Origin of the sequence: Thermosynechococcus sp. M3746_W2019_013, assembly GCF_015296045.1 — a bacterium.
Lineage (GTDB): Bacteria > Cyanobacteriota > Cyanobacteriia > Thermosynechococcales > Thermosynechococcaceae > Thermosynechococcus.
The window spans coordinates 1-1,730 of sequence record NZ_DVDW01000054.1 but is presented as its reverse complement, the minus strand read 5'-3'; the positions used below and the strand labels follow the sequence as shown (position 1 = coordinate 1,730).

The following is a 1,730-nucleotide window of genomic DNA, read 5'->3' as shown; positions in this document are numbered from 1 at the left end:
CATCAGGCTCCCTTGACTTGGCAGGTGACTGATGAGTCCGTTGAACTTCAATGGCAAGGGAAAGACAAGGATGTTGTGCGATGGCTACTGAACCAAACGTATCAGATTAACGAACCGGGCTATCTCAATGTTCCTGCTCTCAAGCTCGATGAGCAGGGGCAATATAGTTTCACTCGGGGCGTATTATCAACTTTTCTCCAGCACAATAAACAGCGAAAATTCAAAGAAAAAACTATCACCCGCACGTTTTTGATTGAGCCAGGTGAGCCGGAAATTCAAATCGAGATAAAGCCACTGTTGGAGTGCTATTACACGGAAGAGAAAAAAATAAACGATGCCTTTAACCGTGAGGGTGCCTTCAAGAAAGAAATTCCAGTCAAGGGAAATCACTTGCCTGGATTGCTGGAATGCCCTGTCAATGGGGCTTATGGGGAATCTCCCGAAGGTTTTCTGGCCTTACTATTTCTGCCCGTTGCCTGTGGCTACTATGAACTGCCTCCCCAAACGATTGGTGGCAAAAGTTCAAAACGGTCAGCATTGGTGATTCCCGAGGTTCAAAACTTAACGCACTGGGTCAAGAGACGCCGAGCCCTACCAGGGCGTACCTATCGAGACTTTCGGAGCAGCAGTGCTAGCGAATCTGCTCTATCTTTTCTGTTGCAGGAAAAAACCATCGAAGAATTCAGACAGTTTCGGGTGACCTACTGTGAAGTTTACCAGTTAGGCAAGCAAATCTGGGATAAACAAGATTATTTAAAGCAAGCGGTATATCGTTTCCAAGCTACGGATGAAGTTCTGGACTTGTATGAAGTGGCTCGGCAGACCTTTCCGGCACGTATTCAACAAAATAAAAATCAAGAAAATTGGCTGCGTACTTCTACAACACTGTCTTGGATCTGTGATAACTTGATTACTGGTAAACCTTGGTATGCAGGCTTTTTTGAGTTTCGTAAAGCCAACCAAATCTATGGCCATGAACGCAAAGGATTGGTAAAAATGACTGAATACTTAAATGCTGAAGAACAAGTGCTGTTTGATGTGGTGCAGGCTGCATTTAGAAAATATCTGTCTGGACAGATCAATCAAGCTAAAGAACAAGGTCGTGATCTGGATTATCAGCAAGTGACCGATAAGGTCATTTATCGTTTGCAGCGACCTAGCACACAGCAGGAATTTGCTACAGCGTTGGTTAGCTTCCTGAGTCAGTTCCGCAGTAAAAATGCCCAGGGCAAAGGACCGCAGATTTTCCACTGGATACATCGAGAGAAACACTGGCGGCGAGCGCGGGATTTGGTGCTGCTGGCGATCGCTACCTATGGAAAATCTGATGAAAAATCTGAAGACTCAACCAGCACCTCTGAAGAATTAGAAGCAGCAGGCTGAGATCTTTTCAATAAATACGTAGCACTGGGGATAGGTTGAGTGGCGGCGGGTTCAACACAAATGCTTAATTAATTTTGACAAGTTTTGACAAGGAGATCTAAATCATGACCAAGCACCTATTTGCCACTATCGTCACTGCAACAGCTATTGCCGCTAACAATCGGGGAGAAGGAGACGGCAGCACCCTCTCAACACTGCAAAAAATTACCCGCGGCAATGATCAATACACCACTGTCAGTGCAGAGGCAATTCGTTGGGGATTGCGGGAGTATTTTCAAAATCATTACGAACCAGAAGTGAATCGTACATTTGACCCTAAGACCGACAAATATAGCTTCAAAGATGAA

1 protein-coding gene and 1 pseudogene are annotated in these 1,730 nt (G+C 45.0%); both read left to right on the top strand.

The window, feature by feature from the left end; genetic code table 11:
- Positions 1 to 1,383 (top strand): type I-MYXAN CRISPR-associated Cas8a1/Cmx1 (gene cas8a1 / locus IGQ16_RS09925; protein ID WP_297061343.1); only part of this gene is annotated, 1,383 nt, incomplete at its 5' end.
- Positions 1,384 to 1,487: 104 nt separating this feature from the next.
- Positions 1,488 to 1,730 (top strand): annotated as a pseudogene (locus IGQ16_RS09920) (type I-B CRISPR-associated protein Cas7/Cst2/DevR); the annotation flags it as partial.